The sequence below is a fragment of the Mucilaginibacter arboris genome, from assembly GCF_009754915.1.
Taxonomy (GTDB): Bacteria; Bacteroidota; Bacteroidia; order Sphingobacteriales; family Sphingobacteriaceae; genus Mucilaginibacter_A; species Mucilaginibacter_A arboris.
On the sequence record NZ_WPIK01000015.1, the window covers coordinates 67,657 to 93,495 of the forward strand.

The window sequence follows — 25,839 nt, forward strand, 5'->3', positions numbered from 1 at the left end:
GCATAAAAGTATTTGAGGCAGGAACTTATCTTCCTAAAACCTTAAATCTTATAAAAAGAACCTAAAATCCTGTAAAATTTCCGCCTAAGCTTATCCGTATTTTTGTATGGTAAAAGAAGCATCATGGAAAAAAACATCGTTCATAAAATTTATCCGGTAACGGGCATGAGCTGTGCTTCCTGTGCAATGAGTGTACAAAGTATGGCAGCTTCAGTTCCGGGCGTGCAACAAGCTAACGTTAATTATGCTACACACGCGCTGGATATTTATTTCAATCAGCAAAAAACAGATCAGGAGCAAATTCGAAAAGCCATACAAAATGTGGGCTACGATTTGATTTTGGATGAAGACAACGCTTTCGGCCAGCAGGAAGAACAACAGGAAAAAGAACTCGCAAAGCTAAAAAAGCAAACTTTAGGCGCCGTTTTGTTAACCGTTCCGGTTGTATTGCTCGATATGGTTTTTATGCATTGGAAACCGGCAAACCTGCTTATGCTGGTGCTTACTTCGGTTGTATTGTTTGTTTTTGGCAAACGTTTTTTTGTGAATGCCTGGAAACAGGCGCAACACTTAAATGCCAATATGGATACGCTGGTTGCCATTAGTACGGGCGTTGCTTATTTATTCAGTTTATTTAATACTGTTTATCCGGCTTTCTGGCTGTCTCGCGGTATTGTTCCTCATGTTTATTTTGAAGCTGCTGCTGTTGTGATTAGTTTTATTTTAGTTGGAAAACTGCTGGAAGAACGTGCTAAATCGGGCACTTCAGCTTCCGTGAAAAAACTGATGGGTTTGCAGGTACGCACAGTTCGTGTAATTAGAAATGGCATCGAAACAGAAACAGATATTGCTGAAGTTAGGGAAGGAGAGATGATCCGAATTAAACCAGGCGAACGGGTTCCGGTAGATGGGGAAATTGCAGAAGGCAATACTTTTATCAACGAAGCTATGATGACGGGCGAACCAATGGCCGTAGCCAGAAAAACAGGCGATACCGTTTTTGCAGGAACCGTAAACCAAAAAGGGAGTTTTGTGCTAAAAGCCACAAAAGTTGGAAACAATACCTTGCTTTCCAGAATGATTAAAGCCGTACAAAATGCACAAGGTTCTAAAGCGAAAGTGCAAAAACTGGCCGATAAAATTGCTTCCGTTTTTGTTCCGGCAGTAATGGCAATTGCGTTAATTAGTGCAGTTGCCTGGTGGGTTTTTGGCGGAGAACAAGCTTTTAGTCAGGGTTTGCTCAGTTTTGTAACCGTGCTGATTGTGGCTTGTCCGTGCGCATTAGGATTGGCAACGCCAACGGCAATAATGGTTGGCGTAGGAAAAGGCGCCGAAAAAGGCATCCTGATCCGTGATGCAGAAACCCTGGAAAGAGCTTACAAAGTAAATGCGGTGTTACTGGATAAAACCGGGACCATCACCGAAGGAAAACCAAAACTAACGGCTTTAAACTGGAACGTAAGTTTAACAGAAAACGAACAAAAAATTTTATCAGGAATATTACTTGCTGCCGAACTGCAATCAGAACATCCTTTAGCAGATGCCATTGTTGATTTTTTAAGGATAAAAGAAGCATCGGCACAAACCGTTACTGATTTTAAAAGTGTTACCGGTTCCGGAGTTTCTATCGTTTATCAAAACCAAAAATATTATGTTGGCAAACCAGATTGGGTGAAAGAAATTTGTGCTTTATCTCCAAACGAAACAAATCATATCCCGCAAACTGATGCTTCAAACACTATCATTTATTTTGCTAAAACCGGTAGTTTATTAGCTGTTTTAACTGTTGCTGATGAAATTCGTAAAGAAGCTGCGGCAACGGTTGCCCGGCTAAAACAAGCAGGAATAACGGTTTGGATGCTTACCGGAGATGCTGCCGCTACAGCTAATTCTATTGCAGCAAAAACAGGTATTGAAAATGTAGTTTCCGGAATTTCACCGTCCGGAAAGGCGGAGCTGGTTAAAAAATTGCAGCAGGAAGGAAAAGTTGTAGCCATGGCTGGCGATGGCATTAACGATGCAGAAGCTTTAGCAACCGCGGACGTATCAATTGCGATGGGTTTAGGTTCTGATATTGCTATGGATGTTGCCCGAATCACCTTGTTATCATCCAACATAACGCTGCTGCCCGAAGTGCTAAAATTATCGGCACAAACCATACAAACCATCCGCCAGAATTTATTTTGGGCATTTATTTATAACATTATTGCTATTCCGGTTGCTGCCGGCATTTTATATCCAATCTGGTGCATTCAACTCAATCCGATGTTTGCCGGGGCAGCGATGGCTTTAAGTTCCGTATCAGTAGTAACCAATAGCTTGCGGCTGAAATGGAGGAATTAAAAAACAAAGCAGGTGAAAATTCATCTGCTTTGTTTTTAAAAGAGGAGGAAATTTTATGCAATCCTTTTAAAAGGACCGTTGCCTTCTTTTCTGTTGCTGGCCGCCGGACTGTTCTTTATGTTCCATTTTTCAAAATTTAACATACTGCCGCTTACCACGTTATTGCAACTTTTGTTCGGACATTTAATTTTAAAAACTTTTTTAACCTGATCGATAACTGGCCGCCGTCCGCACTTCACACAATTTCTACAATCAAAATCAGGCTGAATAATATAAGACATATTTAGAACATCACCGCAATTTTTAGTGGCACAAAATTACCCTTTTTTCTACCAGCGAAAGTCTGTTTCTTTTAAATAAACTTGTATGAAGTGTAATATTATTACTAAAATAGCCAATGCTTTTTTTATGCCGAAAAAAGAAGCATTTGCTATTAAAAACTTTAATAGCGGATGATGTAATAACGGTCCAGCGTTTCCCGGCGCTTTTTATACCAGATAAAATCTTTCAATATATTTTCGTTGGGATAATTGTCGATCACTTTCAAAATTTCTACCGGGTGTTTTTGCTGAAGTTTTTTTACGGTTGCTTCATCTGTATAAATAATCTTTTTTGTGGATTCATCTTTCGCCAAATCATTTTCTGCTAAAAGCTGGACCGGTACTTTGCAGTAAAACTGAAAAGGGTTGGAAAGGCTTCGGATAACGTAAACGGGCTGATTGGGAAAATGCTGATTGATATAAACCGGTGCCTGCGTATCAGCTTTGTAAGTTGCAAGTAAAGGATAAAAAATAGTGTTCAGGTAAAAGTTTACAAACAGCGTTGCACAACAGGAAAGCAACAAAACCCGCCCGAAACCAATGCTTCTTTTATAGCAGTAAAAACTGATCAGCACAAAGCCAATTACCTCCGCAGAAAATAAAATTATTTTTCCGGGATGCAGGAAATATTGAAATACCAAAACTGCTAAAAACAGAACGCAAACCTGCACAATTTGTAAAACTTTGAAAACTTTTGCTGTTTTAAGCGAAAGCATTTTACTAAAAACCGAAGCAGTGATAATTGCAAAAAAAGGAAAAATAATATTGGTGTAAAACGGCAGCTGAAAGCCGGAAAGCGAAAAGATGAGCCACATGCTTAACGCGCCGCAAAATGTATAATATTCGGGTAGCTGCTGTTTTTGAAACATCTTTTTTAGGTTGATAAAAACAGCATAAGCAAGCATAAAAAACCAGGGCGCAAAAGCCCAGATTAAAGTATGGACATAAAAAAATATACTTCCGGACTTTCGGGTAATAGGACCGGAGTTGATGAACCTGCCAAACTGGCTGTCCCATAAGAACCAGCGGATACCGGAAATAGGTGTGTCCTGAAAAGTGGCTTTTCCGGGCTGGCTATCAAACTGCAGGTACAAACTGTAAATTTCTGGCAGGATAAAAACAGCCGTCAGCACAACGGCCAGCAGCCATTTTAAGCGAAGCATTTCTGCATAACGCTTTTTAAAAACCAGTTCTCCAATTACGCTTGCACCAATCGGGATCAGGGCAAAAATCCCTTTCGTCATTACGGCACAACCTGCAAATAAACTTCCTATAAATAAATCTGTCCAGCTAAACCTTTTTTCAAGTTGATAAAAATGATAAACACTTCCAATAATCAAAGCCATTAAATAAGGTTCGGCACGCACATCAGTGTTTGACATGAGGATGTGCTGCGCAGAAAACAGGACCAGAACAGCCATCAAAGCCGTTTTCTGGCCGTAATTTTTTTTGGCGAACAGATAAGTATAAACTCCGGACAACACAAAAAAAAGCAAGGCCGGCAATTTATAAGTCCAGGTAGCAATACCAAATAGTTTAAAACTTAAAGCAGCCATCCAGAACGGAAAATGCGGTTTGTCCAGCCAGTCTTTTCCGTAAGAAAACAACTCCCAGTAACTGCCGCGCAATACCATGTTTTTCGCAAGCGCAGCATATAAACCCGGGTCATCTGTAAAAAACGGAACTTGTATGCCCGAAAAATTAACGGCAACAGCAAGCAGCAATACAAGTAGGAACGGAAAATCTTTTTTTAAATTGATGGACATAACAGCTAAACAAGCTTTTGTATTAGTAATTTTTAGGTGATAAAAACAGTATCTCTTGTTTTACTATTGTTATCAGCATAAATTAAAACGCCTGTCGGCCTGCAAATATGCCAAATAATTACGATGCTGCTGCCTGGTTTTATGATTCGCTGGCAGAATTGGTTTTTGGAAAAGCTTTGGTAAATGCACAGCGTTTTCTGGTAAAACACATCAAGCCCAAAACAAATATTTTAATTGTTGGCGGAGGGACAGGTTGGATTTTAGAAGAAATTGCAAACTTGCAACCCTCAACTTTAAAAATTACTTATGTTGAGATTTCTGTCAAGATGCTTGCCTTGTCTAAAAAGAGAAATTGTGGGCTAAACGAAGTTAATTTTGTAAACCAGGGAATTGAGGATTACAAGATCACACAAAAGTTCGATGTAATTTTAACGCCTTTTTTATTTGATAATTTTTCTGAAAAACGTATTCAAAATGTTTTTGATCAATTGCATCCAAGTTTAAAAATTGGAGGTTTGTGGCTAATTTGCGATTTCCAAGTTGAAGATAATTATAAAAGTATCTGGCAGAAAATTGTATTACAAACCATGTATTGGTTTTTTGGCTGGCTTTGCGAGGTAGAAACAAACCAGTTAATTAAAATGAACAGTTATTTTAAAGATAAAGATTACATTTTACTGGAAGAAAAAACATTTTATCGAGGTTTCATTATTTCAAAAGTTTATCAGCAAAGCAATGATTTTTAGTTGGTAAAAGAAGTATTGTAACAACAATTTAAAAGCAATTAAACCTACCGGGATTGTTATAGTCTGAGATGTATAACTAACCAGAAAAGAAAAAATCAGAAGTTCAAATTTTAATAAAAACACTGATCGTTTCTTTACAATTTAAAAAACTAAAAAATGAAAAAATTACTTTTTTTATCTGCCCTGATAGCCGGAAGTTTAAGTTTTAATGCCGCTAAAGCTCAAATTGGAGTCCACTTAAATGTAAACTTAGGCCCAAGGCCAGTTTATGTTGAACCGGCACCAGTTGTTAATGATTATTATTACTTACCAGATGCCGAAGCTTATTATTCTGTACCCGAACATGTTTATTATTATCAGAATGAAGGCCGCTGGGTTTCAAGTCCGCGTTTGGTAGGAAGATACCACGATTACGATTACAGCCGGATGCGCCACTATGCTGTAAATGAACCAAGGCCATATTTGCGGAACGAATATTATCGTGCAAGATACAGCAGTCCGCAGTTTGCCGCACGTAATAATTACGGTTACAATAATCAAAGCTATGGCCGTTCTTATAACAACGGGGGTAATTATCGTACACAAGGCAACCTATACCATAATGATAATCATAGAGATGGCCGCCATGACAACGGTAACCATAATGGCTGGAACAGATATTAAAAGAAAAGCAAAATTTATAGCATAAAAAAAGCTGCCGGAACGTTCCGGCAGCTTTTTTTATGGGAATAAAGTTTTATTCCCAGGCACTTGCTTCATTTAAAGTATGGATAGCATCAGCATTTAAATCCAATTCTGTTGCTTTGATAATTTCGTTCAGTTGTTCTATGCTTGTTGCACTTGCAATTGGCGCTGAAATTCCAGGACGGTTAATTAGCCAGGCTAACGAAACAGCAGCAGGCGTAGTGTTTAGTTCCTGCGAAACTTCATCCAAAGCTTTTAAAATTTTAAAACCACGGTCGTTTAAATATTTGCTGATCCCTTTTCCGCGTTGGCTTTTTGAAAAATCTGCTTCCGAACGATATTTCCCGGTTAAAAATCCGCTTGCAAGAGAAAAATAACTGATAACGCCTAAATTATTTTCCTGACAAAGCGGCTCCAGTTCCTTTTCATAACTTTCGCGGTCGTATAAATTATACAAAGGCTGCACCGTTTGGTAAGCCGGAAAACCATGTTCTTTGCTTGTTTTTAAAGCAACCAGAATACGTTGAGCAGTCATGTTAGAAGTACCTATTGCACGTACTTTACCTTCGTTTACCAATTCCTGGTAAGTAGCAAGCGTTTCTTCCATGGGTGTATCCGGATCGTCATAATGTGTTTGATACAGATCGATATAATCCGTTTGCAAACGCTGTAAAGAACCCTCAACTGCCTGCTTGATCCAGGTTTTCGATAAGCCTTTTTTATCGTGACCCATTTCAGACCCTACTTTGGTAGCGATGACCACTTTATCACGTCCGCCGGTTTTTTTCAACCAGTTGCCAATGATCGTTTCAGATTCGCCGCCCTGGTTTCCCGGAACCCATCTGGAATAAACATCAGCTGTATCTATAAAATTTAAACCAGCGCCAGTAAGCGCATCCAATATCTGGAAAGAAGTATTTTCATCAATCGTCCATCCAAAAACATTTCCGCCAAAAGCAAAAGGAGGAACTTCAATGCCCGATGATCCTAAAGTGTTTTTTTTCATCTTGTTGGTTTTTGGAGGGTTAACAGTTTAATTATAAAACTGTTTATTGGTATTACCGATAGAATTTAGGTTGATAAAAGAAGTATGGGTTAGAGGAGGATGTTTCTTTTATCAACTCTTTTTTGTACTTACTATTCTTGAGCTTCTTTTAATGCTGTAAGTTCAATGTCGGAAGGCAATCTAAAGTCAGTTTGTTAGGAAGATGCTTCTTTTATCAACCTTTTTTCTGCACAATTAGTAAAAATAATGTATTAGACATCCTAAGCTCAAGAGATGGAATTACATTTCTCAATCAATGGATTCACTATTTTTTTAATTCTTTTAAAAACGCTTCGCATTGCTTAGGAAATTTTTGAATTAGCCATTTTAAGACATCTAACTCAACTGATGCAGGTGCTCTCCTAACTTGCACAAGTAGTTTATTTGTATCAGGTCTATTGCTTGTTAGATTAGATGCTCCTTCATTACAAACAGAACAAATAGCCTTCAAATTTGTAGCGTCGTCTGTTCCTCCCATTGATTTATCAATCACATGACCAATATGAAGCCTTGCTTTTCTTCCTCCATCATCTGGATGTGGTTCACCTGCCGCTATACCACACATTTGACAAGTAAAACCATTTCTATCGAGAACGAAAGCACGAACTTCTTTTGAAATACCTCTTTCAAAAGCAGGTAAGGGTTTCAAATTAATTAAAAGATATTGTCCGGGTTTTAACTCGCTTCGGTCATTATGTGTAACAATATTCATTCCTTCTTCATTTCTCAACTCTCTAACCCGACGTCCCCATTCACTTGTTCCAGCAACTTCTCGCAAAATGTCTGAATTTAAAATTACACCAACATTTTCAATAAAGTATTCACGCAATTTGGCTCGTGAACCTATCCTTTTTGGAGCTTTTTTGCTCATAACTTTTAAGTGCTTTTTTTATTGATAATCCGATTGCTTTTGCAATAGGAGCGGGAAATGCATTTCCAACTTGCCTGTATGCAGAAGTTTTTTTACCAGCAAAATTCCAATCTTTTGGAAAACCTTGAATTAATGCTGCCATTTTAAGTGTCAGTCTGGGCATTGCCATAGAACCATTAAGTGGTGGGGCATCAGCAAGTCCTTTTCCATCAACACCAAGTAAAGCCCAAGATTGTTTAGCTCTTGTTGGACCAAGGTCTGCTCCACCATGTTTTTTTGAACCTCCTACAAGTGTTGGTGCAATCTTATTGGCTATTAATTTCCAATCGTCAACATTTTCCCAGCCTAACGATGCCATTTCTTCGTACAACAGTTCACCGACTGTTAATGGTGGTTTTTCGTTTTTTGTCGGCCATTCAAAAAAGTCAAAGTATTCTTTTTTGAGTGCAATAAGAATGGCTCTGGGTCTTAATTGAGAAACTCCATAATCAGAAGCATTGAAAAGCCGCCATTCGCATTGATAACCCATTTTGTAAAATTCGTCGAGAATATAGCAACGATATTCTTTGAATTTTATACCCAGAATTCCGCGAACATTTTCAAGCATTACGGCTTTTGGATTACATTCTTTTACAAGTCGGATTGCTTCAGGAAATAAATCTCTTTCATCTAGGTGTCCAAGTTGTTTTCCTGCAATCGAGAAAGGCGGACATGGCACACCACCGGCTAAAAGGTCTACATTTTTATATTGATTTGCAGAAAACTCTTTAACGTCTTTATTAATCACATTCCAATTAGGGCGATTTAGACGTAATGTTTCACAAGCAATAGGTTCGATTTCTACTAATGCCAAATGTTCAAAACCTGCCTGTTCAAGCCCAATGGCTTGTCCACCTGCTCCTGCACATATTTCTATTGAATTAAAAATCACTTTATTTCTTTGCTCACAAACTTAGCATAATTCTGTTAAAATTTCCATTTTACTGTAATAATAAGTAATGACGTTGCACAGTTATTTAAGATTTATTTGAAATATCTAATCCACTAATGTTTATTTCTTTTAATAAAATTATTATAAAAAGTCATTTTACAACATTTATATCCCTTAAACTTGCAGCAACTTTAGTAAAGTAATTTTTATAATGAAAAGTCAATTAGCAATAGTCCGCCACGGGCAATCAGAATACAACCTGGAAAACCGTTTTACAGGTTTTGCAGATGTAGATTTAACCACGCAGGGTAGGGAAGAAGCAGCAATGTGCGGGCGAAAGCTGCAAGGAATGCAGTTTGAAGCTTGTTTTACGTCTGTTTTAAAACGCGCCATCGAAACGCTGGATATAATTTTAGATACCATTGGCCAGAAACAACTTCCCGTTTATAAAGATGCTGCTTTGAACGAAAGGGATTACGGCGACCTGCAAGGCTTAAACAAAGCAGAAACTGCCGAAAAATATGGCGCCGAACAGGTTGCTTTATGGCGAAGGAGCTTTGACGTATCGCCGCCGGGAGGCGAAAGTTTAAAACAAACGCAGGAACGCGTTCTGCCGTATTATTATGCCAACATTGAACCTTTGCTACAACAAGGCAAAAATGTACTGATTGTTGCACATGGCAATAGTTTGCGTGCGCTGATGATGCATTTGGAAAACCTGACACCGGATGCAATTTCTCATATTGATTTATTAACCGGCGTGCCAAGGGTTTACGATTTTGATGACTCCGGCAAAATCTCCTATGTTCAACATTTAACCTCGTAAAAGAAGCATTACTATTTTTAACGTATTTAATTAACCCATTTCTGCTGATCCTTTTTTAACCAATCAGCGTAAAACTACCCATGAACTTTCCGAACACGATCTCTCAATTTAAAAAAACAGTATTACTTGCCCTGCCCGGAACTTTTTTAATATTGATGCTGGGCAATTGCCAGTCGAAACAACAGGATAAGCAGCTTGCAACAACAGTAAACCAACCCGAAAAAGCACAGCCTGCAGAAACTGCAACAGGTGATATGAAATTAAGCAAACCAGCACCGGCAACGGTAGTTTTAGGCAGAAAGCAAATCCCGATACTTTGTTACCATCAGATCCGTAACTGGAAACCAACAGATTCTAAAACCTCGAAAGATTATATTGTACAGGAAAGCGATTTCCGCGAGCAGATGAAGATGCTGGCCGACAGCGGCTACCATACCATTTTGCCCGATCAGTTATACCAGTATTTGAACACAGGCGCAGCACTTCCAACAAAACCCATTATGCTTACTTTTGATGATACCAATTTGCCGCAATATACACTTGCTGCCCCTGAAATGAAAAAATATGGTTTTAAAGGTGTATTTTTTATCATGACGGTTTCTTTAGGAAGGCCGCATTACATGAGTAAAGCACAGGTAAAAGAATTATCAGATGCCGGACATGTAATTGGAAGCCATACCTGGGACCATCACAATTTTAAAAAATACCAGGGACAAGATTGGGTAACACAGATTGAAAAGCCGACAAAAACTTTGGAAACAATTACAGGCAAATCCATTAAATATTTTGCTTATCCTTTTGGTTTATGGAATGAACAAGGGATCCCGGAACTGAAAAAGCGTGGTTTTATTGCTGCTTTTCAACTTTCAGAAAAAAGGGACAGCATAGAGCCATTGTTTACCATCCGCAGATTATTGGCAAGCGGCTACTGGTCGGCACATACATTATCCAACAATATAAAACACAGCTTTTAAGGTCTTTTCTTTAGATGAACCCTAAAATTCTGATCCAACTGGTAACTATGGATATGCCTTTTGGCAAATACAAAGGCACCAAAATCTGTAATCTGCCCGAATATTATTTATTATGGTTTAAGCAGCAAGGTTTCCCAAAAGGAAACCTTGGTATTTTACTGGAAACCATGCTCGAAATCAGGATGAATGGTTTGGAGTATTTGCTCACGCCTTTAAAATAGTTTTACTAAAGATCAGGGCCAGGAGTGATACGCTGGTCTATCTGTTCGCCTAATTCATCTACCCAGCCAGACAAATAAGGCTCTGTACTGCTGATCCTTTTCCAGTTACCTGTTGTTTCGTCCCTGGCAATTATCAGTGTCAAAGAACCATCAATTGAGGAAAAAGTATATTGCTTTTCAACCTCAAATTGTGTGTTTGTACTTACCAGTCCGTCAATTAAACCGTCACTTCCGGCTAAAACTGTTTCAAAAACTTCCATTGTTTATATGCTTCTTTTATCGGGTAAAAATCATTAACAGCAAATCTAACATTCTGTTTAAAATGCCGGCACAGATTTTTACCCGATAAAAGAAGCATCAGTTTACTTTGATCCAGGCTTTTTGCCCCTGATCGTACTTTTTAATTATCCCTGCGGGGTTTCCTGCAGCAACACTAAAAGAAGGAACGTTTTTGGTTACTACTGCACCGGCAGCAATTACACAATGTTTGCCGATAGTAGTACCTGCTGTAACAACGGCATTGGCACCAATCCAGCAATCATCCTCAATAACAACCAGAGCTGTTTTTACACCTTGTGCTTGTATCGGTAGGTTTACATCTTCATAATTGTGGTTCAAACCGCTTATAACCACATTTTGGGCGATAATAACATTTTTGCCAATGATAACCGGGCCGATCAGCACGTTGCTCATCCCGATGGTCGTTTTATCACCAATTAAAACGTTGCCAACACCATTGTTAATGGTGCAAAAATCTTCAATAACAGCATTTTGGCCTAACTCAAAACGGTTAAAAGGAAAAACATCCATACGTGTACGGCGGCGGATCATACTGCCCTGCTTTTTCTTGTGAAAAAACGGATTGACAAACCATTTAACCCAGGTACGCGGTTTGGCTTGCCCGGTCGGGATGAGTGTCCAGTGCACTAGCTTTTTTAAGGAAGGATTATTTTTTACGGCATCTTTCAAGCCCATAGTATGTGTTAATTAATATCTAATTTTTTTGATAACCCTCTATAATAACATTCGTACAAGCATGCAGGAAATAAATTTTTGGCTTAAAAGCACAAGAAATTATCGTGTAGCAAAAAAAGTATTTATGCACCTGTTTTCAACCTATACGGTAACATCAGTTTAATGTTATTAAAAAAAGAAACATTAAAACCTTGATTTACAGTAGGTAGTAGCAGGTAAGTTTGAATTAAAAGTATTACAGTTAACTAATGTGAAGCATGAAAAAACAAATTCTGGTTGTTGATGATGACGTAAGCATTCTTAAACTGCTGAATTTTATCTTATCAAAAGAATACACAGTAGTAATGAAAACGAGCGGGATAGATGCCTTTAGCTGGCTGGAAGAAGGCAATTATCCGCAATTGATTATTTCGGATTTGCAGATGCCTTATTTTGATGGAACTTCTTTTATCCGCAATTTAAAAATCAGTGGTTTTTACCGCGATACACCTGTAATTGTATTATCGGGGGCAGATGATATTAAAGAACAGGTAGAAAAAATGCCTTTTGCAGTGGAAGGGTTTATTAACAAACCTTTTAACCCTGCCGGTTTAAAAACCATTATTAACAGTGTTTTTCAGACAATAGAAACAGATGACTTATACTAACCGGAATTCGTACAGTACCAATAAACTTCGTATTGCTTATTGCGGTACTGATTTAATGGACGGTATTTATGAAAACCTGAACCATAAGTTCCAGATATTTTCGAGTGAAAACGACAGCCAGTTTAACGAATACCTAACCGAGCAGTCTTTAAGCACTTTACCCGAAATTATTTTGATTGAGGCAGATGAGCAGGGGCATTGTTTTGAAGTGATTGCCAGCATCCGTAAAAATCCGCTGTTAAAAGGATTGATTATTGTTTTACTGGCCTCTAAAGCTACCAACAGCTTAAAACAGAAAGCGCGTGCATTAAAAATACATGACTTTTATGTACAGCCATTTTCGTACGAGGAACTGGCCGAACGTTTAGATTTCCTGGTACGTTTTAAGCTGATTAAGCCAAACCTGACAAACCTGTCAGAAAAGGTAACAACTACTTATAAAATGCCGCTTAACAAGCGCGCCTTTGATCTTGTTTTTTCTGTAAGCTGCATACTGTTTTTACTGCCCTTATTTATCATAGTGGCCGGGTTAATTGCAATAGAATCTGACGGGAGAATTATTTACAGAAGTAAACGTGTAGGGACCGGTTACCAGGTTTTTAATTTCTATAAGTTTCGGTCTATGCGCAGCGATGCCGACAAACAGTTAACCAACTTTAACAACCTGAACCAATACACAGATGGTTATGGTGCAGGCAAATCAACCTTTGTAAAATTAAAGAACGACCCGCGGGTAACAAGGATCGGGGCTTTTTTACGAAAAACAAGTATTGATGAGTTGCCACAGCTTTTTAATATCCTGAAAGGGGATATGTCTGTAGTCGGCAACCGGCCTTTACCACTTTACGAGGCAGAACAGCTTACTTCTAATGAGTGGGCTACACGATTTTTAGGTCCTGCTGGTTTAACCGGACTGTGGCAAATTAGTAGAAGAGGGCACAAGGACATGTCTGAACGGGAAAGGAAAAAATTAGACAATTTTTACTCCCGTCATTATTCCTTCTGGTTCGACCTGAAAATCATTTTTGGAACTTTCCCTGCTTTATTACAAAAAGAAAAAGTTTAACAGCAAACATGTATAAACGCTATACTCTTTTTATCCTGTTAATTTTGATAACTGCTTTTGCCAAAGCACAGGATTCTGTTATCCCGGATATTTCTTATTCCTATCTGGATAAACTAATTGCCTCAGCCAAAACCAATTATCCGCGTGTTGCTGCTTATAAAAACAGGATTGACCTGGCAAAAACCGCAGTAAGCAAAGCCGGCCTTTCCTGGTTTGACCTGCTTACTTTTTCTTACATCTATCAGCCCGATAATACTTTAAATTATACCATCCCCGCTACAAATTACGCAACCACTACTAACCGCTTTCTTTTCAATGGCATCCAGTTAGGCTTATCGTTAAACTTAGGGTCGCTTTTATTAAAACCGGCAAACGTTAAAGTTGCCAAAACAGAGCTAAAAATAATTGGCGAAGAACAAAGCGAATATTTGATTACCCTGACGATGGATGTAAAACGTAAATATTTTACCTATCTGCTACAACAAAACCTGGTAAGAATACAAACACAATCTTACCAGGATATGCAAAGCGCATTAAAGCAGGCAAAATATAAATTTCAGAAAGGAGAGGCCTCTTTTGAAACTTATAACGCCACCTTATTAAGCGCTGCTACCCGTACAGAGCAAAAGTTACAGGCAGAAACCAATTTTTTTATAGCTAAAAGCGATCTGGAGGCTATAGTGGGCGATAAATTAGAAAATATTAAATAATGCAATTGGCCAGGTTTTTAAAACTGCTTTACAGGTACCGGTTTATACTGATGGCCGTACCGGTAATCGCTGTGCTGCTCACTTTTTTTTTAACCCGGAAACTGCCAGACCTTTATTTAGCACAAACAGATTTATCAACCGGGATTATTGATCCTTCCCAACAAGTTTTAGGAAATACGGATGCTGTTATTCAGGAATCAAAAGTAAGCCAGCAATTTTCTAATCTTTTACAAACCATTCGTTTAGGAAAAGTAACAGACCAGGTTTCTTACAGTCTTATTTTGCACGATCTTACCTCAAAAAAACCTTTTCGTGCTAAAAGTACATTACTGCAACAACTTAATGCCAATGCGCTTGCGCATGCAATTAAAGTATTTACTTATAAATATCAGCATCATGAACCTCTGGATTTAACCAACCAGGACGAAGCAGGGTTACAAAGTGTATTGGAAGCCCAGAAGTACGATGCAGAAAGCATTAAAAAAGAATTAACTGTTTATCGTACGGACAACAGTGATTTTGTACATCTGGACTTTACATCAGAACAACCGCAGTTATCTGCATTTGTATTAAATACGCTTTGTAAAGAATTTATAGCTTATACCATTACAGAGCAGCAAAAGAACAAGGGCCATGCTAACCAGTTTTTAGAAAAATTAGTAAAACAAAAACTGGATGCCATGAACGAAAAAGTAGCGGCATTAAAAAATTACAAGATACAAAACCATATCCTTGACCTTAAAGGCCAGTCAACTTCCATTTATGCTCAGCTTATAGAATACCAGGACCGTAAAGCACAGGCAGAAAAAGACATTTTATCCTACAACAGTGCCATTGCAAATATTAACAGCCGGTTTAACCCGAACGACAGAAGGTACCTGGAAGCAAGTACAGTTAGAATTAATGGCCTGATTGCACAAACAAAAGACCGCCTGGCTGCAATAAACAGCAAATACATTCAGAATAATTTTGATGCACGGTACAAAAAAAGCAGTGATTCCCTGCAAAATGTACTCGATACACAAATCAGCCAGATGTCCGATCAGTATGTTGCTAATCCTTTGGCCGGAAAAGAAAGTTTAGTACAGGAAAAAGTTAAAATGGAAATTACGCGCGATATGGCACGTTCCGGGTTAAAAAATCTGGATAATCATGTCAATCAGCTAAATCATCAGCTTGACCGGATCGTTCCTTTTGATGCAGCTATCCAATCTTACGAGCGCGATATCGAAGTGGCTTCCAAAGAGTATATAGATGTTCAAAACAAGTACAACCAGTCTTCCATAGAATCTGATGTAAAATCAACTTTAAAGCAAATTGAAGTTGCTATGCCTGGCACAAAACAACCTTCTAAAAAGCTGCTGCTAACTTTATTGAGCGGCGTACTGAGTGCGGTATTTTGTCTGATGGTACTTTTTATACTATATTATTTGGATAGCACCATCCGTATGCCTTTAGAGTTGGCCAATGCTGCCCAGCTTCCGGTTTTAGGGCAACTGAACCTGATCGTTAAATCGGGTATAGATTTTAAACGTATTGGCAATAGTAAGCAAAGTACCAACGAGTTGCAGCAGTTTAAAAACCTGTTGCGTTCTATCCGGTACGAAATTGACAGCGAACTACAGGCAGACAAACCATTTAATGGGGAAGCAGAAGGCCGGATACTGGCTATTACCAGCATGAACGAAGCAGAAGGGAAATCACTGGTTTGTATGAGCCTGGCATCTGCGTATGCAATGGCCAATAAAAAAGTTTTAGTAGTTGACGGAAATTTCGATAATCCATCTATAACCAAAGCCGCGATTGACAATGCTTATTTAGAGGATTTTTTAAGGGATGAAGAAGCGGTGATTCAACTTCAGAATAGCAGCCTGATCTGTGTAATGGGCAACCGGGGCGGCGAGCAGTCGTTACTTGAAAAAAGCAGCGAAAAGATTATTCAAGATAGATTTAATCAGTTGAAAAAAAACTTCGATGTCATCATCATTGAAACGCAGGCTTTAAGCCTGATGAACAAAGCAAAAGAATGGATACAATTTGCTGATAAAGTAATTGCTGTTTTTGAAGCGAACCAATCTATAACACCCAACAAACAATTATATCTAAACTACTTACATACCTTAAGTTCAAAGTTTATTGGAATGGTAATGAATAAAGTGGTAATAAGTAAAGGATTAGAAGTACAAGAGGTTTAACCGTTATATTTTTTCTGATGTATATCCGTATATTGATATTTATTTGGCAAGCAGTTCAGTTGGCTATCGGGTATAACCTGGTTTTTCCATTATTATTATACTTTCTTTATCCGGCAGCCAGAAATAAATTCAGGTTAAACAAAGTATGGAACAGGGTAACCGAGGCCGATTATGGTATTATCGTTACTGCTTATCAGCAAACAGATGCACTGCCAAATGTTATTGAATCGCTGTTAAAACAGGAGTACACTAATTTTATGATTTATATTGTGGCGGATCAATGCGACATTTCGCAGCTTAACTTTGATCATCCGCAGGTAATTGTTTTAAGGCCGGAGAAACCATTAAAAAGTAATATACGCTCGCATTTTTATGCCATAAAACGTTTTGTAAGGCCTCATCCAAGGTTAACCATAATTGATAGTGACAACCTTGCCCATCCCAAATATTTGAGCGAGATGAATGTATGTTTTACCAATGGTTACCAGGCGGTACAAGGGCTTAGGGCAGCAAAAAACTTAAACACAACATACGCCTGCCTGGACGCAGCAAGAGATATCTACTATCATTTTTATGATGGCGAACTGCTCTTTAAAGCTGGTTCTTCTGCTACCTTAGCCGGCTCCGGAATGGCATTTACGACAGAACTTTATAGATTTTGCCTTGAAAACTTAGATATAAGCGGCGCTGGTTTTGATAAAGTGCTGCAAGCGGAAATTGTTAACTATCGCTTACAAATTTCCTTTGCCCACAAAGCAATTGTATATGATGAAAAAACCATGCACCCGCAGCAATTGGTTAACCAGCGAACCCGGTGGATCAGGGCTTGGTTTCGGTATGCAGGGTTTGGGTTTAAGCTGATATTTAGAGGATTAGGTAATTTAAGCAAAAACCAGGTTTTATTTGGACTGGTACTTTTACGGCCACCTTTATTTATTTTCCTGATCTTGTCCGGCATTTGTACAATTGCCAATTTATGGGTCCATCCGGCTTATACCTGGTTTTGGCTGGCAGGGTATGCTTCTTTTATCGTTAGTTTTTTTATTGCCTTGTACCAGTCGAAAGCGGACCATCGAATTTACAAAGCCTTATATGGCATACCAAAGTTTATGTTTTACCAGGTTTTGTCCCTGCTGAGAATAAGCAAAACAGAGGGAGGTTCTGTTGCAACGGAGCATTATTATCAGGCAGATATTAAAAAAGTAATGCAGGAAAAAATATGATCAGGCCGGAAGTTTCAACTGCAAATCGAATAGCAATTCCGGGAAAACGGCAAAAAAACATTGCCGGATTATTAGCCACTGTACTGGCCTTTGTAAGCGTATTTATATTTTTTTTTAAAATATTGTTCTTTTAAATGAAAGTATTGCCAGCATCTTATTTTTCTGTTGGTAAAAAAATATTACCCGCTTCCCGAAGTTATTCTGGCAGCCCGTTACTTCGCTTAAATCATTTTATCCCCATCGCCTTATTGCTGGCGGCCTTTGTTTTTCCTTTATTGGTAGCTTGTTTCGGCTTAATTGCAGGTTTGATGGCACTGATTGTGATTATTGGCCTACCCCTTGTTTATGCCGTTGTGGTTTATCCGGAAACTGGTATCCTTGTATTGCTGATAGCGGCTTATCTCGTGATGTGGATAATCCGGATGGGGGTAAATTTTCCGTTGGGCACTTTAATGGATGCCTTGCAGATGCTTCTTTTATTAGGCTTTTTTATCAAACAGAAAACCAATCCCGACTGGAGTTTTATTAAAACACCTATCAGTAAAATGGTCCTGACCTGGATTGTGTATAATTTGTTTGAGGTAGTTAATTCAAACTTCTTTTGCTGGTTATATACCATCCGAACTGTTGCGGTTATAACGTTGCTGTATTTTGTATTTGTGTATCAAATTAAGTCGGTAAAGTTTATCCGGACGATATTAAAAGTTTGGATCGCATTAACTTTTTTTGCTGCTGCTTACGCTTTTAAACAAGAGTATTTTGGTTTTTTTGCCTTTGAGCAGGCGCAATTAGCAGACCCGCTGATGGTCTCGCTTTTATTTATAGGAGGGATCTGGCGTAAGTTTTCCATTTTTTCTGATCCGGTAACTTTTGCTTACAATATGGTTATTGGCAGTTTATTATGTATGTGCCTGCTTACCGGAACACTTAAAACCTGGAAAAAAGCAGTAATGCTTCTTTTAGCACTGTTTTTTTTACTCAATATGCTATACTCTGGAACACGCGGCGCTTATGTGCTGGTCCCGGCTGCACTGGTTTTAATTGCCGTTCTTAATTACAGCAAAAAAGTTTTGGCAATGAGTATTATAGCAGGCATCCTGATAGGTATCCTGATTGTAATACCAACTTCAAACCCAACTATTTACCGTTTTCAAAGTGCTTTTAAACCATCTGAAGATGCTTCTTATATGGTTCGTAAAAACAATCAGAAACTGATCCAGCCTTTTATACTTACGCATCCTATCGGTGGCGGGTTGGGTGCAACAGGCGTATGGGGAATGCGTTTTGCGCCTTATTCTTTTTTAGCCCATTTTCCGCCGGATAGTGGTTATGTGCGGGTTGCAGTAGAACTTGGCCCAATCGGACTTTTGTTGATTTGTATGCTCATGTTTGTGATTTTAAAAACAGGCATTAAAAATTATTTTTTAATCCGTAATCCCGAACTTAAAGCTTATTGCCTCGCTGCTACAACCATTGTTTTTGCACTCAATATTGGCAATTTCCCACAGGAAGCTATTGTTCAGTTTCCGACTAATATTTTATTTTTTCTTGCAGCGGCTTTGATCCCTGTCAGCCTTAAATTAGATCAGTCACCGATTAAATAATAACGATGGAACCAACTTTAATCACCAACAGAGATTTTATTATTGTAGGCCAACAGGCGTGGGATACAGAAATTGGCAGTAACTGTAAAAATATCGCCTTGGAATTGAGTACGAATAACCGTGTCTTATACATAAATCCGCCGCTCGACAGGATTACGGTTTTTAGAAACAAGTGCGATGAAAAGATCATCAAAAGAAAACGGATGATGCGGGGCGAAGAAAACAGCCTCATAAAAATTCAGGAAAACTTGTGGAATTTATATCCGGATTGTATGCTGGAATCCATCAATTGGATCAAAAGCCATTTTTTGTTTGATCTGGTCAATAAATGGAACAATGCGCGTTATGCCAGGTCTATTACAAAAGCTACAGATTTTTTAGGTTTTAAAGATTTTATCCTCTTCAATGATAATGATATTTTCAAAAGTTTTTATCTGAAAGAGTTTTTGCACCCTAAAACAAGTATTTATTATTCGAGGGACTACATGCTGGGCACCCAATATTGGAAGTATCATGGCGAAATGCTGGAACCGGAACTGATCAAAAAAAACGATCTCTGCTTAGCCAACTCACAATATTTAACCAACTACTGCAAAAAGTATAATATTAACTCTTTTTTTATTGGCCAGGGTTGCGATCTCAGCCTTTTTACTTCTTTAAAACAGCAAAAGCTGCCAGATTTGCAACATTTACAGCAGCCTTTAATTGGTTATGTTGGTGCTCTTTCGTCTCCACGCTTGGATATTGATTTGATTGCTTTTGTTGCAAAAGCTAACCCTGATTGGAGTATTGTTTTAATTGGGCCGGAAGATGCAGGTTTCCAAATTAGCGAACTTCATCTTATCAAAAACATTCATTTTATGGGATTAAAAGAAGCATCTGTTTTACCTAATTATATTGATGCTTTGGATGTTTGCATCAACCCGCAACTGGTTAACGAAATAACAATTGGCAATTATCCCAGAAAAATAGATGAATATCTGGCACTTGGGAAACCTGTTGTAGCTATAGCAACCGAAGCGATGCTGATGTTTAAAGAACATACTTATTTAGCCCAAAACAAAGAAGAATTTGTGCAACAGATACATTTGGCTTTGGCAGAAAATACCTTACAAAAGCAGCACCAGCGGATGAGCTTTGCTTTTAACCATACCTGGGAAAACAGTGTGAACGCAATGTACAAAGCTATAGTGCAAACAGAAAACCGGTTAATGGCAGTTAAAGAAAATTACCGGTAAAAACAGTACAGGGTTTGTTGAAAGTAAAAGCCGCTAAACCAAAAGGCTTAACGGCTTCTGTTAGCAATTCTATTTTTTCTTATTTATCAAACAGATGAAGCTGTAAACTAATTTCAAAATCGCCATTGGTATAATTGCTGATGGCAGAAGTTTCTGTAGTGTAAAAAGCAAGTATAGAATAATTGTTCTTATTCAAACCAAAACCAACTGTAGTGCTTTTGGTAGAATGATACATTCCCTGAAAAGATAACAGGTTATTTGCAAACGTTAAGTTGGCGCCAGCGTCCAGAATATTAGTATAACCTTTTACACCCCGAAAGCTAACTTTTGGCTCCAATCCGATTGCATTAATGGTTTCACCAAAATTAAAACGATAACCCACAGACGTAAAATACAAGGAACGGTCTATCGTATAGTTATTATTATCCTGGTTAAAAATGCTTCTCAGGTTTGGTAAAGCTGCCTGAACGCTCAGGTTATTGCTGGTATAAGCAACACCAAAATCGCCGTCCAAATAACTTTTGCGTTCGTTGTATCTGGCAACTGAAAGATCATTTGGATCGCCAATAACTTCATTATACGGAACACGCTGACTTAAAACGCCGGCAGAAAGGCCGAAATTAAGTTTCTGGTTATTTTGGCCTAACGGAATATGATAAGCATAAGTAGCAACAGCGCGTGTAGATTTTAACAAACCCGACTGCTCATTGTAAACATTCACTCCGAAAGCAGCACGGCTTAACAAATAATCAGCAGAAATGGCTTGCGTAAAAGGAGATCCGGGAATAGAGCTCCATTGCTTACGAACACTCAAATTGAGGTTTAAGCCATTATTGATACCAGCCATTGCCGGATTAAACAAATACTGGTTTTGAAAATACTGGGAAGCCAGCGGGTTAAGCTGCGCTTTTACCGATGTCTGGATGATTACAAATGATAGAAAAATTGCGGCAGCAATACTTCTTTTATGGCATAAAAATTTAGTTGAATACATTTTTTGTTTTTTCTTTTTAAGTGAAGATTAATCTCTGACGATGGTAATGAAGCCTCTGTATATTAAGCCCAAATTATCGCCGAAATCAACAATATAATAATATGTTCCTTGTGCAAGCGGGCCGTTATTATAAGTTCCGCCCCAATCATTCGTGTAACCTTGTTTGCTGTAAACAACGTTTCCAGACTTATCCATAACTTTAACAGAGTTGTTTGGATATTGATCGATGTTTTTGATAAACCAGGTATCATTCCGGCCATCACCATTTGGCGTGATGATGTTATTTGCATCCAGCCGGTCTCCGGATTGGGTTCTATTCCCAAACACCGCTGTACCGCTTAAAGCAATAATTTTGCTGTCTGCCCCTGCGCTTACATTGGTAATGCTGTCAGCATAATTTCCTGTAGCTATTGGCCTGAATTTCACATACACAATTTGGTTCGAAATCAGTTCTGTTGTATCATAAGTAAGCGCTTGTTGGTAAATAACACTATCTTTTGATAAGGCAAAAGGAGGATCTGTGCTTACAGTAACATTTCCGGTCAAGTTACTTCCCCTAATGGTAAAGGTTTGGGCAGCCGAACTGGTACGTACTTTTTGTGCAGCAAAATTAAGGGCTGCTGCCGGTGCTGTTTGAGCATAAGCAGGGTTACTAATGAAAAAAGTTAGGATGGCAGCCATAAAAGTTGTAGCAGCGATGCTTCTTTTATCGCACAAAAATTTTGTTAAACGCACTCTTTATTTTGTCTTGGATTGATAAATTAATCTCTGATGATGGTAATGTAACCTTTAAAAACACCTAAACCGGCGCCAAAATCAATCACGTAATAATAAGTTCCCTGAGAAAGCGGACTGTTGTTATAGGTTCCGTTCCAATCGTTGGCATAACCTTGTTTGCTGTAAACAAGGCGGCCTGCTTTGTCAAAAACTTTAACCGTGTTATTGGGATAGTAATCAATGTTTTTGATCACCCAGTAATCATTCTTGCCATCACCATTTGGGGTGATGATATTGTTGGCAACCAACTGGTAATCGTCCCTAACATTTACAGTAACAGACCTGGTTGAGGTACAGCCGGAAGCATTGGTTGCGGTAACCGTATAAGTAGTTGTTGCTTTAGGGCGAACGGCCAATGTAGCTGTATTTTGTCCGCTGATAATATCGGCAGCATTTGCCCAGGTATAAGTTTGTCCGCCGGTTGCTGTTAAATTGACAACCGTTCCTTTAGAAACTTCCTGACTTTGGTTACTGCTGATAAAAACATCAGGAAGCGGGTTTACATTGATATTAAAAGTTTGGGTAAAAGTATCATTGCCACCGTTTGCCGTGCCGCCGTTATCTTTAACCGTTACCGTTATGGTTGCTGCGGTAGATGTATTGTTGCTGATGTGGTAATTGATGGTGCCTGTTCCGTTACTGCCTTGTACAATGGAAAGCTGATCGATCAAAGCAGTATTGGATGAAGAAACTGAAAGGGTAGTGGTTTGTCCGCTTTCCGGCCCGGCAGTAATACCGCTCAGTGGGATAGTTTGCGGTGTATTGGTATAACAAACAGTTTGGTTAGCAACCGGATTTAATGTTGGCGGAACATTACCAAAAGCATAACGCGTTAAAACCGGATAATGATCAGTTGTAGTATTACCGTAATTGGTTACCAAACCTGCCACACTGTTTAAAACTTCGGCAGTACCGTTAACATAATAAGTGTTCATGCTTTTAGAAACAATTACGTTATCGATTACGCTACTGTAACTAACTGTCGATTTCTTGCCTGCAATACTAAGCGGAAGCGTTAATGGAAAATAGTTTGAAGGATCACTGATAAAAGAGCTGTAAGAAGTTGTTGGAGGTATAATTCCGGCGGTAACCGTTTGGTTCAGATCGTCATTAAAATCGCCTAAAATCACGAAGTTTTTGCCCGGGTAGTTTGCATCTAACAGCGCTTTAAGATCGTCTGCACCTACCTTTCTTCTGGCATAAGCAATATCTGTTGGGCTTGTATTTGCTTTAGCATGAATTAGAACGAAAGTAACATGCTTGGTTACGCCATTTAAGGTAACGTCAGCATCCATTACGTAAGGGAACCTGCCGCTAGACCAGTAATTAAAATCGTTACAATTTTGTGCTTGGGTACAACGGAGAAAATCTGAAATTTTAACGTTTGCGAACATGGCTGTTTTGTAAACGAAAGCCAGTTTTTGTGTACCTGGATAATCTGGATCAGCTGCATTATCAGCATAAGAACCAAAATCAGAAACATACATGCTGTAGCCAGGCATCGAATTAACGATTCTTTGTAAACGCGCAATATCCACTACTTCCAGCAAGCCAAAAATATCAGCCTTAATGTTGCTCAAAATGGTTTTGATATTGGCTTCCTGCAAATCTTTATCCGTTGGCCCAAGTCCGGCTTGCGTACTTCCAAACCACTCAATATTATAATTTACCACTTCTAAAGTGTTATCCGGATTATAAGTATTTCCGGTAACGGGAATAGTAATATTAGCAACATTTTGCGAGGCAACCGTAATATTTCCGGTATAATTAGCCAGGGCTTGAGTCGGGTTAAAGCGAATGGTAACCGGCTTTGTAAGGCCTGATGCTTCGTTTACCGCATAATTTATGGAGCTTGCAAAAGTGGTTCCGTCTTTAGATAAAGTATAAGCAGGATTATCAGAAGTTAATGTTGCGCCCCCCGTCAGGTTACTAAAAGAGGTATTAAAGCTTTGGGTTGAAGAAGTATTTTGCGCCTGATAAGCAAAGGAAATACTTGTTGGATTGGTAAAAATTGCAGGCGGCGGCGCTGTGGGAGAGTTAAGCAGGTTAATATCATCCAACGTCCATCTCGCGCCATCTTCAGTAGTAGAATTGTAAACAAAGGCTAAGTAAACGCCTGCTTTTTTATATGCAGAAAGATCCACGTTCTTGGTTTGTGTCCATGTATCTGATGCCTGGTTTGGAAAAGGGGCGTCAATATCTGTCCATGTGGCCAAAGTGGGATTACCAGAACCGCTATAATTGGTGCTGATTTTTAATTTTAGCGATGAACCGTTAAAGGCAGTACGGCTCCAGAACGAAAACAATGGATAATTAAAGCCGGTCATGTTTAGGGCCGGAGAGATCAGCCAATCCTCATTAGTTACGTTTGTACCGTTGGCATATCCGTTAATTTGCACAGCATTTGGATAAACAGCTGCCCCGGTTGGTGCATTCGGGTCACGGCCGTAGGGGTTACAGGCCCAGGTCTGTAAATCGCCTGCTACGCTATACTGCGTCCATCCGTCAGATAAAGTAGAAGAGCCGACCACACAGGTATTAAAATTATAGACGAGGTTGTTGGGATCGACAGCCAAGCCTGTTAATGTTAAAACTTTGTTCGACGAACTACCCACGGTAGAATTGATGATACTTCCATTGTAAGCTCCAGGCGTTGTGGGGTTAAACTTTACATAAACTGTTTTAGATGCAGCTAATTCTGCTGCTGTATAGGTTGCAGAAGTTGAAAAAGCAACGTTATCTTTTGATAGTGTAAAAGGAGCAGTTGTTGCAACCGTACTGTTTCCGGTAAGATTACTTCCAGTTAAAGTATAAGTTTGTGCAGCAGAAGAAGTATTGATGTTTTGTGCAGCAAAACTGATGGCCGTTGGCGTAATATCTAAAGTTGGTGTGCCAATTGGTGTATCCGTCCAGGCTAAAGTAAAATCATCGATAGCAGAAGTTGGGCGATTGAGACTTCCTGTAGTTGCATTTAAGGTAACAATCCTGATCCAGACGTTTTGTTTTTGATTATCCAGCGCACTGTTAAAATTTACGGTAACGGTATTGTTGGTAAAAGTGCTTCCCCCGGTAGTTAAAGTTCCGGTAGCTGCTACTGTTGTAAAAGAAGTTGGCGCAGCGCCGAAACCATAATCAACAGACCATGTTGTTGTGCGTGGTGATGTAGCATCTAATGATTGTAATTTAAAACTTAGGCTAAAACCAGTACGGTTGCTGGTATTGGTAAGTTGTACAACAAATGCTGCACCTGGGTCACCAAGACTTCCGGTTTGCCTTACACCAAGTGAACGGTCTGGCGCCACTGCTTGAATTGCCGCTGTGGTTCCGGTAGGAAGCCCATTTGCTGAAGCATAATTTCTAAAACCACCGGTAGTGTAATTCCAATAAGTAGCGCCAACACTAGCTATCGGATCGAAAGTTGCTGTTGTACCTAAAGCAGTACCCGTAGCACCGGTCCTAACAGTAAAACCAGCAGGTAACCCTTTATCGATACTATTAAAATCTTGAATGTAAGGTGATGTTCCTAAAGTTATCTGTGCAAAAATCGGTTTGCAAAGCAGGATAAAGTAGAAAAGCAGAATAAAAGGTAATCTTTTTTTCATAGAAGCAGGTTAATTGCAAAAAGTATTTAGTTTCTGCTAAAATAAGTATTGCTAATCGAAAAAAAAGTTCTTTTGTATTAA

General features: G+C 38.9%; 23 protein-coding genes. 13 read left to right on the forward strand and 10 right to left on the reverse strand.

Annotated features, from left to right (window positions below; genetic code table 11):
- Positions 1-123: 123 nt before the first annotated feature.
- The gene (locus tag GO621_RS15515; RefSeq protein ID WP_157568665.1) at positions 124-2,343 is read left to right on the forward strand and encodes a heavy metal translocating P-type ATPase; all 2,220 of its coding nucleotides are present in this window, start codon (positions 124-126) and stop codon (positions 2,341-2,343) included.
- Positions 2,344-2,396: 53 nt separating this feature from the next.
- On the opposite strand, the gene GO621_RS15520 is transcribed toward GO621_RS15515, so the two are convergent.
- The gene (locus tag GO621_RS15520; RefSeq protein WP_157568667.1) at positions 2,397-2,624 is read right to left on the reverse strand and encodes a hypothetical protein; all 228 of its coding nucleotides are present in this window, start codon (positions 2,622-2,624) and stop codon (positions 2,397-2,399) included.
- 161 nt (positions 2,625-2,785) lie between these two features.
- Positions 2,786-4,429 (reverse strand): ArnT family glycosyltransferase, encoded by a 1,644-nt coding sequence (locus GO621_RS15525; RefSeq protein WP_157568669.1) that lies wholly within the window; start codon positions 4,427-4,429, stop codon positions 2,786-2,788.
- Positions 4,430-4,536: 107 nt separating this feature from the next.
- Between GO621_RS15525 and GO621_RS15530 the strand changes: the two genes are divergently transcribed.
- Positions 4,537-5,175 (forward strand): class I SAM-dependent methyltransferase, encoded by a 639-nt coding sequence (locus GO621_RS15530; RefSeq protein ID WP_157568671.1) that lies wholly within the window; start codon positions 4,537-4,539, stop codon positions 5,173-5,175.
- A gap of 156 nt (positions 5,176-5,331) precedes the next feature.
- A complete protein-coding gene (locus GO621_RS15535) occupies positions 5,332-5,838 on the forward strand; it encodes a hypothetical protein (protein ID WP_157568673.1) in 507 nt (168 codons plus the stop codon).
- A gap of 73 nt (positions 5,839-5,911) precedes the next feature.
- Here the strand turns inward: GO621_RS15535 and GO621_RS15540 are convergent, their stop codons facing one another.
- The 3 genes from GO621_RS15540 to GO621_RS15550 all read right to left on the reverse strand — a co-directional run bounded on the left by GO621_RS15540 (position 5,912) and on the right by GO621_RS15550 (position 8,706).
- Positions 5,912-6,865: an aldo/keto reductase gene (locus GO621_RS15540; RefSeq protein ID WP_157568675.1), complete on the reverse strand. Its 954-nt coding sequence runs from the start codon at positions 6,863-6,865 to the stop codon at positions 5,912-5,914.
- A 304-nt stretch (positions 6,866-7,169) separates the two neighbouring features.
- On the reverse strand, positions 7,170-7,775 hold the full coding sequence (locus tag GO621_RS15545; protein ID WP_157568677.1) for an HNH endonuclease: 606 nt from the start codon (positions 7,773-7,775) through the stop codon (positions 7,170-7,172).
- Positions 7,726-8,706, reverse strand: coding sequence for a DNA cytosine methyltransferase (locus GO621_RS15550; protein WP_317163460.1), 981 nt, complete (start codon positions 8,704-8,706; stop codon positions 7,726-7,728). Before GO621_RS15550 ends, GO621_RS15545 begins: the two co-directional genes overlap by 50 nt.
- Before the next feature lie 211 nt (positions 8,707-8,917).
- Between GO621_RS15550 and GO621_RS15555 the strand changes: the two genes are divergently transcribed.
- The 3 genes from GO621_RS15555 to GO621_RS15565 all read left to right on the forward strand — a co-directional run bounded on the left by GO621_RS15555 (position 8,918) and on the right by GO621_RS15565 (position 10,727).
- On the forward strand, positions 8,918-9,532 hold the full coding sequence (locus tag GO621_RS15555; protein WP_157568679.1) for a 2,3-bisphosphoglycerate-dependent phosphoglycerate mutase: 615 nt from the start codon (positions 8,918-8,920) through the stop codon (positions 9,530-9,532).
- Between the two features lie 80 nt (positions 9,533-9,612).
- Positions 9,613-10,506 (forward strand): polysaccharide deacetylase family protein, encoded by an 894-nt coding sequence (locus GO621_RS15560; protein WP_232335674.1) that lies wholly within the window; start codon positions 9,613-9,615, stop codon positions 10,504-10,506.
- A gap of 14 nt (positions 10,507-10,520) precedes the next feature.
- On the forward strand, positions 10,521-10,727 hold the full coding sequence (locus GO621_RS15565; protein ID WP_157568681.1) for a DUF3820 family protein: 207 nt from the start codon (positions 10,521-10,523) through the stop codon (positions 10,725-10,727).
- 5 nt (positions 10,728-10,732) lie between these two features.
- Here GO621_RS15565 and GO621_RS15570 read toward each other — a convergent pair whose 3' ends face one another.
- Together GO621_RS15570 and GO621_RS15575 are read right to left on the reverse strand one after the other, a co-directional pair.
- On the reverse strand, positions 10,733-10,987 hold the full coding sequence (locus tag GO621_RS15570; RefSeq protein WP_157568683.1) for a hypothetical protein: 255 nt from the start codon (positions 10,985-10,987) through the stop codon (positions 10,733-10,735).
- Between the two features lie 97 nt (positions 10,988-11,084).
- Positions 11,085-11,702 (reverse strand): acyltransferase, encoded by a 618-nt coding sequence (locus GO621_RS15575; protein ID WP_157568685.1) that lies wholly within the window; start codon positions 11,700-11,702, stop codon positions 11,085-11,087.
- Positions 11,703-11,959: 257 nt separating this feature from the next.
- On the opposite strand from GO621_RS15575, the gene GO621_RS15580 reads away from it, so the two are divergent.
- The 7 genes from GO621_RS15580 (at position 11,960) to GO621_RS15610 (ending at position 20,385) form a co-directional block, all read left to right on the forward strand.
- A complete protein-coding gene (locus GO621_RS15580) occupies positions 11,960-12,349 on the forward strand; it encodes a response regulator (protein WP_157568687.1) in 390 nt (129 codons plus the stop codon).
- Positions 12,336-13,415 carry a sugar transferase gene (locus GO621_RS15585; RefSeq protein ID WP_157568689.1) on the forward strand — a complete coding sequence of 360 codons (1,080 nt, stop codon included), beginning with the start codon at positions 12,336-12,338 and terminating at the stop codon, positions 13,413-13,415. Before GO621_RS15580 ends, GO621_RS15585 begins: the two co-directional genes overlap by 14 nt.
- An 8-nt stretch (positions 13,416-13,423) precedes the next feature.
- Complete coding sequence (locus GO621_RS15590; RefSeq protein ID WP_157568691.1) at positions 13,424-14,125, forward strand: TolC family protein; 702 nt, start codon at positions 13,424-13,426, stop codon at positions 14,123-14,125.
- Between the two features lie 50 nt (positions 14,126-14,175).
- Positions 14,176-16,320: an exopolysaccharide transport family protein gene (locus GO621_RS15595; RefSeq protein ID WP_157568693.1), complete on the forward strand. Its 2,145-nt coding sequence runs from the start codon at positions 14,176-14,178 to the stop codon at positions 16,318-16,320.
- A 17-nt stretch (positions 16,321-16,337) separates the two neighbouring features.
- Complete coding sequence (locus GO621_RS15600) at positions 16,338-17,543, forward strand: glycosyltransferase (RefSeq protein ID WP_157568695.1); 1,206 nt, start codon at positions 16,338-16,340, stop codon at positions 17,541-17,543.
- A 134-nt stretch (positions 17,544-17,677) separates the two neighbouring features.
- Positions 17,678-19,147, forward strand: a complete 1,470-nt coding sequence (locus tag GO621_RS15605) for an O-antigen ligase family protein (RefSeq protein ID WP_157568697.1) — start codon at positions 17,678-17,680, stop codon at positions 19,145-19,147.
- A 5-nt stretch (positions 19,148-19,152) separates the two neighbouring features.
- Complete coding sequence (locus GO621_RS15610) at positions 19,153-20,385, forward strand: glycosyltransferase (RefSeq protein ID WP_157568699.1); 1,233 nt, start codon at positions 19,153-19,155, stop codon at positions 20,383-20,385.
- Positions 20,386-20,464: 79 nt separating this feature from the next.
- On the opposite strand, the gene GO621_RS15615 is transcribed toward GO621_RS15610, so the two are convergent.
- From GO621_RS15615 to GO621_RS18920, 3 genes are read right to left on the reverse strand one after another with little or no spacing between them, the layout of a single operon-like run.
- On the reverse strand, positions 20,465-21,379 hold the full coding sequence (locus tag GO621_RS15615; protein WP_157568701.1) for a PorP/SprF family type IX secretion system membrane protein: 915 nt from the start codon (positions 21,377-21,379) through the stop codon (positions 20,465-20,467).
- 27 nt (positions 21,380-21,406) lie between these two features.
- Positions 21,407-22,114, reverse strand: coding sequence for a gliding motility-associated C-terminal domain-containing protein (locus tag GO621_RS15620; RefSeq protein ID WP_157568703.1), 708 nt, complete (start codon positions 22,112-22,114; stop codon positions 21,407-21,409).
- A gap of 26 nt (positions 22,115-22,140) precedes the next feature.
- Complete coding sequence (locus GO621_RS18920) at positions 22,141-25,758, reverse strand: T9SS type B sorting domain-containing protein (protein WP_198170278.1); 3,618 nt, start codon at positions 25,756-25,758, stop codon at positions 22,141-22,143.
- Positions 25,759-25,839 lie beyond the last annotated feature (81 nt).

What these genes read in the sequence shown, in the direction of transcription:
- GO621_RS15585 (WP_157568689.1), top strand. Translation starts at nt 12,336, where the DNA reads ATGACTTATACTAACCGGAATTCGTACAGTACCAATAAACTTCGTATT.
- GO621_RS15535 (WP_157568673.1), top strand. Translation starts at nt 5,332, where the DNA reads ATGAAAAAATTACTTTTTTTATCTGCCCTGATAGCCGGAAGTTTAAGT.
- GO621_RS15530 (WP_157568671.1), top strand. Translation starts at nt 4,537, where the DNA reads ATGCCAAATAATTACGATGCTGCTGCCTGGTTTTATGATTCGCTGGCA.
- GO621_RS15545 (WP_157568677.1), bottom strand. Translation starts at nt 7,775, where the DNA reads ATGAGCAAAAAAGCTCCAAAAAGGATAGGTTCACGAGCCAAATTGCGT.
- GO621_RS15525 (WP_157568669.1), bottom strand. Translation starts at nt 4,429, where the DNA reads ATGTCCATCAATTTAAAAAAAGATTTTCCGTTCCTACTTGTATTGCTG.
- GO621_RS15565 (WP_157568681.1), top strand. Translation starts at nt 10,521, where the DNA reads ATGAACCCTAAAATTCTGATCCAACTGGTAACTATGGATATGCCTTTT.
- GO621_RS15595 (WP_157568693.1), top strand. Translation starts at nt 14,176, where the DNA reads ATGGCCGTACCGGTAATCGCTGTGCTGCTCACTTTTTTTTTAACCCGG.
- GO621_RS15610 (WP_157568699.1), top strand. Translation starts at nt 19,153, where the DNA reads ATGGAACCAACTTTAATCACCAACAGAGATTTTATTATTGTAGGCCAA.
- GO621_RS15555 (WP_157568679.1), top strand. Translation starts at nt 8,918, where the DNA reads ATGAAAAGTCAATTAGCAATAGTCCGCCACGGGCAATCAGAATACAAC.
- GO621_RS15590 (WP_157568691.1), top strand. Translation starts at nt 13,424, where the DNA reads ATGTATAAACGCTATACTCTTTTTATCCTGTTAATTTTGATAACTGCT.
- GO621_RS18920 (WP_198170278.1), bottom strand. Translation starts at nt 25,758, where the DNA reads ATGAAAAAAAGATTACCTTTTATTCTGCTTTTCTACTTTATCCTGCTT.
- GO621_RS15575 (WP_157568685.1), bottom strand. Translation starts at nt 11,702, where the DNA reads ATGGGCTTGAAAGATGCCGTAAAAAATAATCCTTCCTTAAAAAAGCTA.
- GO621_RS15615 (WP_157568701.1), bottom strand. Translation starts at nt 21,379, where the DNA reads ATGTATTCAACTAAATTTTTATGCCATAAAAGAAGTATTGCTGCCGCA.
- GO621_RS15540 (WP_157568675.1), bottom strand. Translation starts at nt 6,865, where the DNA reads ATGAAAAAAAACACTTTAGGATCATCGGGCATTGAAGTTCCTCCTTTT.
- GO621_RS15580 (WP_157568687.1), top strand. Translation starts at nt 11,960, where the DNA reads ATGAAAAAACAAATTCTGGTTGTTGATGATGACGTAAGCATTCTTAAA.
- GO621_RS15560 (WP_232335674.1), top strand. Translation starts at nt 9,613, where the DNA reads ATGAACTTTCCGAACACGATCTCTCAATTTAAAAAAACAGTATTACTT.
- GO621_RS15515 (WP_157568665.1), top strand. Translation starts at nt 124, where the DNA reads ATGGAAAAAAACATCGTTCATAAAATTTATCCGGTAACGGGCATGAGC.
- GO621_RS15600 (WP_157568695.1), top strand. Translation starts at nt 16,338, where the DNA reads ATGTATATCCGTATATTGATATTTATTTGGCAAGCAGTTCAGTTGGCT.
- GO621_RS15570 (WP_157568683.1), bottom strand. Translation starts at nt 10,987, where the DNA reads ATGGAAGTTTTTGAAACAGTTTTAGCCGGAAGTGACGGTTTAATTGAC.
- GO621_RS15605 (WP_157568697.1), top strand. Translation starts at nt 17,678, where the DNA reads ATGAAAGTATTGCCAGCATCTTATTTTTCTGTTGGTAAAAAAATATTA.
- GO621_RS15520 (WP_157568667.1), bottom strand. Translation starts at nt 2,624, where the DNA reads ATGTCTTATATTATTCAGCCTGATTTTGATTGTAGAAATTGTGTGAAG.